The following is an 8,032-nucleotide window of genomic DNA, read 5'->3' as shown; positions in this document are numbered from 1 at the left end:
TATATGAAGTTATGGCAAATCAACAGCTAAAGCAAACGACATGTTTAAAAGCACTTTGTATTGATCAACCTGGCGCTTCTAATCTACATTGCGTTAACAATTGTTAATTGCTCAATGTCACATACCTTTGCAGCATGATTGCAATCAATGACTTATCTTATTTTATTGGCGGCCGTGCTTTGTACGAAGACGCTTCTCTCCATATCAAACCAAAAGACAAAATTGGTCTTATTGGCCTCAACGGTACTGGTAAATCCACTTTACTGCGCCTCATCAATGGCGAATACCAGGCCGACAAAGGTGAGATAAGTAAAAGCAAAGAGTGTAGCATTGGTTTTCTCAACCAGGACCTACTCTCCTACCAAACTGATGATAGCATTTTATCGGTGGCTATGGAAGCTTTCGCGGAAGCGGTAGAAACCCAAAGGGCCATAGATAAGATTTTGAAACAACTCGAAACAGAGTACACCGATAAACTTGTAGAAAAGCTGACCAAGCTTCAGGAAAAGTTTGAGCGACTTGAAGGATACTCTATGCAGGCCAAGGCTGAGGAAATATTGGAGGGTATCGGATTTAAAACAGAAGACCTGCAAAGACCACTACGCGAGTTTTCTGGTGGGTGGAGGATGCGTGTGATGCTCGCAAAGCTTCTATTGGAGCAGCCCTCGCTCCTCATGCTCGATGAGCCTACCAACCACCTTGACTTACCGTCTATTGAGTGGGTAGAAAATTACCTGCGAAATTATGAAGGGGCTGTTATCGTTGTTTCTCACGATAGAGAATTTCTAAACAACACCATTACGAGTATTGTAGAAGTCGCCAATAGAAACCTTACAGCCTATGAGGGCAACTATGATTTCTACCTGCAGGAAAAAGAACTGCGTTCAGAAATACAGCAAAACGCCTATGAAAATCAGCAGCAGAAGATAAAGCAAACAGAGCAGTTCATCAACCGATTTAGAGCCAAAGCCACCAAGGCACGTCAGGTGCAATCGAGGGTAAAAGCTTTAGAAAAAATGGATAAGGTTGACGAGGTAGTCGATGAAAACGCGGTAGTTGATTTTAATTTTAGCTTTAAACAAAAGTCTGGACGACATGTAATCAGGCTGGAAAATGTAAGTAAGGCTTATGGAGATCTCACTATCTTAAAAAATACCACCGCTCACATAGAGCGTGGCGACAAAATAGCCCTCATCGGTGCCAATGGTAAAGGTAAATCTACTTTGCTACGAATAATTGCCGGAACTGAGTCAATTGAAGGTCAGAGAGAAGAAGGCTATAATGTCTATCAAGGCTTTTATGCACAGCACCAGTTAGAAGATCTACATGTAGATAATGAAATACTTGAGGAGCTTAAGCAAGAAGGAACAGGAAAGTCTGAATTACAACTTAGACAAATATTGGGCTCTTTTCTCTTTACAGGCGATGATGTTTTCAAACGAATCAAAGTACTGTCAGGTGGGGAAAAGTCTCGTGTAGCGCTTGCAAAGACCCTAATAGGTGAAGCAAATTTCTTATTATTGGATGAGCCTACCAACCACCTTGATTTTCAATCGGAAAATATACTTATACAGGCGATGCAGCAATATAAGGGAACGTTCATCACTGTTTCTCACAACAGGCACTTTGTATCTAATGTGGCAAACAAAATCTGGTATATAGAAGACAATGAGATAAAAGAATACCCAGGCACATACCAGGAGTACGTTTATTGGCGAAACAAACAGCAGCCGAAGCAACCAGAAAAACCCAAAGAAGAGGTAAAAGAGAAAAAAGAAAAACCTAAGCAACAAAAGCCAAGAACATCTGATACTGAGAAACAGATAAAGAAATATAAGCAGGAAATTAATACGCTTGAGAAGAGTATTGAAAAGCTCGAAGAAGAGACCCAGACCCTCGAAGAGCGAATGGCAGACCCTACAGTTTTTGGCAACCCTGATAAACTTATGGAAGCCAACAAGGCCTATGAAAAGGCAAAGGCAGAACTTGAAGAGCTAAATGAACAGTGGGAAGAAAAGGCACTAGCGCTTGACGAGCTTGAAAATTAATTTCAGGCTCTAAGGTGTATTTGACTTAGAAATTAAGCACGCATTTCAAATAAACACAGATAACGTCATCACCAATGTGAGTACGCCAGCTACTATTAGATATCGCTGCTTTAATCTTTTAATTTGTAATTGGTAGGCTTTCATAATTTTTCTTTTATAAATACCATTTACTGGGTAAAGGTAACACTTAGATTGAAAAAAATATAATTGGTTTAAAATCAATTGTTTGGCTAACAATCAAACTCCCTGCCAAAATTGACATCAAACACTACTTAATGGTCAGCTTGAATCGGTAGATGACTCAACAATTTGATATTAGTGAGGTCTGAGTAATCGTATTGATATAGACCATCTTCGCCTATCATCATAGCAACATGATCAAAAGGAATCACATCAAAAGATTCTATACCTTTATAATGCGCCACCAGGTTTGCATCTATTTTACTTACATCTGATACATTATAAATTTTTAGACCATCATTGCCATCACATATAAAAAGAGCGTCAGCATCTTTACCTAAACCATGCGGATTAGTCATCTGATAAACATGCTCGATCTGTGGATTTTCCAGATTGCTTATATTAATAATTTCAAGCTGATTGGTAAATCCAGCACAGTCATTTCCAGACCTTAAAGTGACATAGGCATAGTCTCCATCTACCACTACCGGATCGCAACTATTTACATGTGTATATGTCGATATTTTAGTGGGCTGATCAGGGGTGCTAATATCCAAAATATGCATACCATTTTGAGCTCCCACAAACAAATTATTTTTATATGGAAAAAGGGTCTCAATACCCCAATCTATGAAGAGCTTTTCGTTGATATTATCAGGCCCTAAATTTTGTAGATTTATCGATAATAAATCTGCGCCATCTATCATAAAAAGATGGTCGTTGCTTAAGGCAAATCTTGACATAGATCCGGCCATACCTGGGTTGGTTGGAGACACCGCCTGAGCAGTACTAAATGCCGCAGAATTTTGAAGAGCTATACCGTCTTCATACCAACTGCCCCAGGGATGACTTACCGCTTCACCACAATCGACCCAAGCCGTTTCTCCTAAGGTTTCTTCTTGCCAGTCTGTAACAATTCCTAACTCAGGTTCAGCATAAAATCCATATGAATTATATCCGGAAAACACTCCTTCGAGCCTGTCTACTTCAATTGCACTGTTAATATTAGAAATATCAATTACTACTAAATCTATATAACTATCCGAATACAGTAGATTTCCCTTAACAACAAGGTCAAATGATCCGGGAATCTTGATGAAGGCTAAATTTTTTGGGTGACTGGGGTCAGAATTATCTATGACATGGACTCCCTCGTTTGGTGAGTTGATGAACAAATAATTGTCTTTAAAAAAAATCTTACCGTGTGATCGAAGTGGTATGGCTGGCGTAAGTTTCACACTACTTCTTAGCTCATCGTATGAAGTATAAACCGGCTCGAAATAACTGTATGTCTGACCGACCTTACAGTCTTCTTCGCAGCTCATCAAGACTAAAGAAAAGCTGAAGATTAAAGACAAAAATAAGTAGACTTTAAAGCTCGAAAAGGGGACTTGAGGTTGTTTGATTTTAAGGACTTTCATGATAATCACTGTTTTAATTGATGTGGTTATTTTAAAGACCCGCGATATCTGTTAAAGGTTGGAATTGACAAAATGGCAGGAAAATAAAATCGCTAATTTAATTCAAGTCAAATATTAACTTAAACCATATATCTAATTTTATACCTGTATATTATATAACTTTAGGTAAAGTAAATTATAATACATTTTTTGCTTAGTCTATTAAGTACCCTAGTCGGAAACCTAATGTAAAAACTAACGGTTTACTCTCACCAGAAGCATCAGAATCTTTAATAGAATTGAATGATTTCATCACCTGAGGTGTAAGTGACAGGTAGTAATTTTCATCAAACGCGTAGGAAAATTCAGAGCTCAAGACACCACTCAATATGTAGGTATTATAAGGAGAATTTTCTCCTGTCTTTATCGATCTACTTTTGAGATCACCTGAGGTATCCTCTACTCTATTTAGCAGCAAAATTTCATTTGATATACCGCCCTTCAAAACAACATCAAACTGTCGGTCTACCAGAAAAAATCCAGCTTGAATTGGCACCGCCACTGAGTGATAATTATTCTTCAACTCGTAAGTATTGGTCAGCTCAAGTCGGTCTTCCTGGGCTAGCGACTCTATGTCATTCACAGCTTCACCTCGTAAATTATTAGCTACTTTTAAATTGGACTCTACAAAGGTAGATCTTCCTACATAGTTAAGACCACCTTCTAAAATCCAACGCTTACTCAACTGCTTACCTACAGTGACTCCGGCTGTCATCACTCCTCCGGAAGACTCATCACTAAGTCTTACTTGGGAAGCCTCTACACTCCCACCCTGCACATCAAAACTTGCAAGACCAGCCGCATTATCCTGCCCACTTGATGAGGGGAAATTTTGTCCATAAGCTACGCCTAATCCCACCCACATTTTGTCAAAAGATTTTTGATTTGCAAACAGATATTCCAACCTAGGAACAAGTTGTAATTCCCTACTTAGAAGTGCTCCATCCTCACCCAAAATCACACCCTTTCTATCAACTTTCTCGGGTTGTGTTTTTGTCAAAATTGAAGTAGTATTTTCTCCATTCGAAACAGCGAAAAAAGGGTCAGATTTATCACCTAATCCAGAGCTGTTTTTCGACTCAAAATCAACACCGTTTTGGGCAAGCTCTTTTCTCATATTATTACCAGAATTTCCATTGATTTTTGACCTACTTTCATAGTCATTTTTATCAGACAAGTTATGTTCAGACCTAGCACCTACACCTTGATCATTCGCCAAGAATTGACTCGAACCTTGCTCCTTATTTAACTCATTTTTCTCCTGCCCGATTGACAATGTTTCCTGTACAGATGATTCATTCCTTTTGTTAGTATCATTATCAACTACAGCACTGTTGGTTATGTACTGATTGACGCTACCAAAATTGTAATCATATAAATACACACCCCCTATGATTGCAGCAAAAGCAACTGAAGCCGCAGCCATTAGCTTAAAAAACAGTATTCTCTTTTTGAAACCAGAATTCTCATTTTTGGCCACTCCCAGTGCTACCTTATCCCATAATTGAGCATCAGGAGCTCTTTCAGCTGAAGCAAAAGCTTCCTGAAACGAGTTTTCGAAGTTAGATCTATCTTGCTCTTTCATAAGCTTTTCTGTCTTCTCTCAAAATTTTCTCTTTTAAAAGTGATTTAGCCCTGGCATATTGAGACTTTGAGGTCCCTTCACTTATATTTAGCTTATTGGCTATTTCTTTATGAGAATAGCCCTCAATGGCGTACATATTGAATATTATTTGACAGCCCGATGGAAGCTGCTGTATCATCTGAAGTAAATCCTCCCAACTATGATCACTCAGTTTAAAGCTTTCGTCTGGTTCATTAAGCGTTTGCACATCAACCATAGGAAATAAGTATAATTTGCTTCTCTGATGATTGAGGGCTGTATTTACTACAATTCGCTTAATCCAGTAATAAAGGCTACTATCTCCTTTAAATCCTTTTATGTGATTAAAAACCTTTATGAAGGCTTCCTGTAAGATGTCCTCAGCCTCTTGTTGAGATTTTGAGTAACGCAATGCCACCACCATCATTTTAGGCACAAAATGATGATACAGCTCTTTTTGAGCTTCGGAATTGCTTTTCTTACAGCCTTCAATAAGGGCTTTTTCCTGATCCATTTATACTATAGTGTACGGGATTGTGTTATAAAGACACAGCGTAAATCAAATAGGTTGGAATGCCTATCTTAGTGTTTTATAATACATAATATACGAAGCATTTTTTATGAAGTTAATTTCATTCTTAATACTATTCTCAAGCCTTTTCACCACTGTTTCTTCTATTGAATCCGGCAAGAAGTTATTATACAAAGACGCAACTTATGAAGATGAGATCCGCACGGTGCAGCTTTACCCTATCACAGGCAATAACGCCTCTATGCTACAACCTGCAGTGGCTCAAATAGGAAGAATGAACCTTGTGTTGGAGTTTGATGACCTGGTACAAGACCCTGAAGATTATCGCGTAAAAATAATTCACTGCAACCAGGACTGGACCAAATCACGATTAAGCAGCATCGATTATTTATACGATTTTAATGAATTTAACATCAACAACGACCAGGCATCGGCAGATACCAAGGTCTCCTATATACACTACAACTTTCGTTTACCACAAGTAAAATTGCCCGGAAATTATTTATTGGTCGCTTACCGCGGCACCAACGAAAATGACATTATTTTATCTAAAAGATTCATGGTATATTCTAATCAGGTATCTATAGAATTGACCAGTACGCTTAACGGATTGACCTCATCTAACAGGTCTCAACAGCAGCTTGACTTTAAAATAAATTACAAAAATTACGAGCTCATTAACCCTCTGGAGAATGTCAATGTCACCATAAGAAAAAATGAGCGCTGGGACAATGCCATAAATAACCTTAAGCCAAGTTTTGTCAGAGATGGCCTATTTGAGCTGGAATATCGCTTTTTTAATTTTGAAAACAGCTTTGCTGCAGGCAATGAGTATCGTTTCTTCGATATGCGATCATTACGTAACCCTGGCCAGGGAGTTTACACAGTCGACTGGAATACTTATCCCATCACGGTAAAGTTAATGAGTGACCTTCCCAGGATCTATCAGGCTTACTCCCATTTAGAGGATATAAATGGCGACTTTTATATTACAAATCTCGATGCCGGGGGTGGCTCAATATACTCCGATTACGTAAACACTCAGTTTAATCTAAAAACTGATAAACCCATAGCTGGTGAGGTTTATGTTGTAGGCAAAATGAATAACTGGGAGCAAAACACTGAAAGCCGCATGCAATACAACCCACAGGTGGGCTCATACAGCACTGACATGATCCTTAAACAAGGCTGGTATAATTATAAATATGAGGTAAAAAACGATACACTAGACGTCAATTATCTTGAAGGCAATCATTTTCAAGCCGAAAACAATTATGAGATTTTCGTTTATTATCGCCCATTAAACATGCGCGCTGACTTACTTATTGCTTATGGATACTACGAGATGAACCCTACTCCGTAATTTCAAAGATTAAACTTTGGCGTAATTAAACTCATACTTCAAAACCCGGTTATTCGGGTTCGTATTGGCCAGATCGAGCATACCAAAACCTTTGTGCGTAAAATGACCGAGGCCACAGTGAAAAACAAACTCCTGCACCTCTTTAGCCGCATAAAGGGTAAATGGAAATGTATAACCCCTTACCTCATATTTTACATCCTGATCATAAACAGGGTAAATTCTGGCAAATTTCTTTTGTGCGGCTGTGAGTCTGGCTATATAATCTTTGTCCGGTACCAGCTGAAATTTATAAAAATCAGCAACTTGCTCTGGTGTATATAGATTAGACTCTTGCATGCGTGAAATGGTAGATTCATACAGCAAGTCTGAAAATGAATCCGTTTCAGGAGGTACAAATCGCTTGGCTGAACTGTCGTTGAATGAGGCCGGCAATAGTACTAAAGGAGATATGCAGATAAATTTATCGTTCTCCTTGTGCGGCATTGGCTCCTCGAGCTCCACAGATTCCGGCTCCAAAGAAACTCCACCGATGTCCACGTGGTTTAACTCAAAAAGATTTACCAAAAAGTAGTCTATAAATTCTTTGCTTGGGCTTGAAAATACAAGTGTTACCTTTGCAGAATAGAAATGAAGGCCTTTTCTACTTATTTTTGTTTGGCCTTTTAACCCTGAAAAGTTGAAGAATGAGTACCCAATATATTTGCTTTCTCCACCTTTTACCAATACACCCTTAATGACTTGCGCCAACAGGTATTGGTGATGAAAAGGGACATGCCCCCCTCTATTCCTTAGGAGAAATATTATTCGGACTCTCAACTTAAAAAAATTACCTACTAAAAAATAAGG

The 8,032-nt window shown here is 38.6% G+C and carries 6 protein-coding genes; 2 read left to right on the top strand and 4 right to left on the bottom strand.

All coding sequences use genetic code 11. From position 1 onward, the window contains the following. Positions 1-134 precede the first annotated feature (134 nt). Positions 135-2,048 (top strand): ABC-F family ATP-binding cassette domain-containing protein, encoded by a 1,914-nt coding sequence (locus E1176_RS09885; RefSeq protein WP_155210449.1) that lies wholly within the window; start codon positions 135-137, stop codon positions 2,046-2,048. A 272-nt stretch (positions 2,049-2,320) separates the two neighbouring features. Here the strand turns inward: E1176_RS09885 and E1176_RS09880 are convergent, their stop codons facing one another. The 3 genes from E1176_RS09880 to E1176_RS09870 all read right to left on the bottom strand — a co-directional run bounded on the left by E1176_RS09880 (position 2,321) and on the right by E1176_RS09870 (position 5,805). After that, positions 2,321-3,553, bottom strand: a complete 1,233-nt coding sequence (locus E1176_RS09880; protein ID WP_185152732.1) for an LVIVD repeat-containing protein — start codon at positions 3,551-3,553, stop codon at positions 2,321-2,323. Between the two features lie 289 nt (positions 3,554-3,842). Then, complete coding sequence (locus tag E1176_RS09875) at positions 3,843-5,273, bottom strand: hypothetical protein (RefSeq protein ID WP_155210447.1); 1,431 nt, start codon at positions 5,271-5,273, stop codon at positions 3,843-3,845. After that, positions 5,257-5,805 carry an RNA polymerase sigma factor gene (locus E1176_RS09870; RefSeq protein WP_155210446.1) on the bottom strand — a complete coding sequence of 183 codons (549 nt, stop codon included), beginning with the start codon at positions 5,803-5,805 and terminating at the stop codon, positions 5,257-5,259. The genes E1176_RS09875 and E1176_RS09870 overlap by 17 nt, the downstream gene beginning before the upstream one ends. A 106-nt stretch (positions 5,806-5,911) precedes the next feature. Between E1176_RS09870 and E1176_RS09865 the strand changes: the two genes are divergently transcribed. Then, positions 5,912-7,186 carry a type IX secretion system plug protein gene (locus tag E1176_RS09865; RefSeq protein WP_155210445.1) on the top strand — a complete coding sequence of 425 codons (1,275 nt, stop codon included), beginning with the start codon at positions 5,912-5,914 and terminating at the stop codon, positions 7,184-7,186. Positions 7,187-7,195: 9 nt separating this feature from the next. On the opposite strand, the gene cas6 is transcribed toward E1176_RS09865, so the two are convergent. Beyond that, positions 7,196-8,032 (bottom strand): CRISPR-associated endoribonuclease Cas6 (gene cas6 / locus E1176_RS09860; protein ID WP_425482572.1); only part of this gene is annotated, 837 nt, incomplete at its 5' end.

It is taken from the genome of Fulvivirga aurantia (genome assembly GCF_009711475.1).
Classification (GTDB): domain Bacteria; phylum Bacteroidota; class Bacteroidia; order Cytophagales; family Cyclobacteriaceae; genus Fulvivirga; species Fulvivirga aurantia.
The sequence above is the reverse complement of the archived record's forward strand: the minus strand, read 5'-3'. Positions and strand labels throughout refer to the sequence as shown.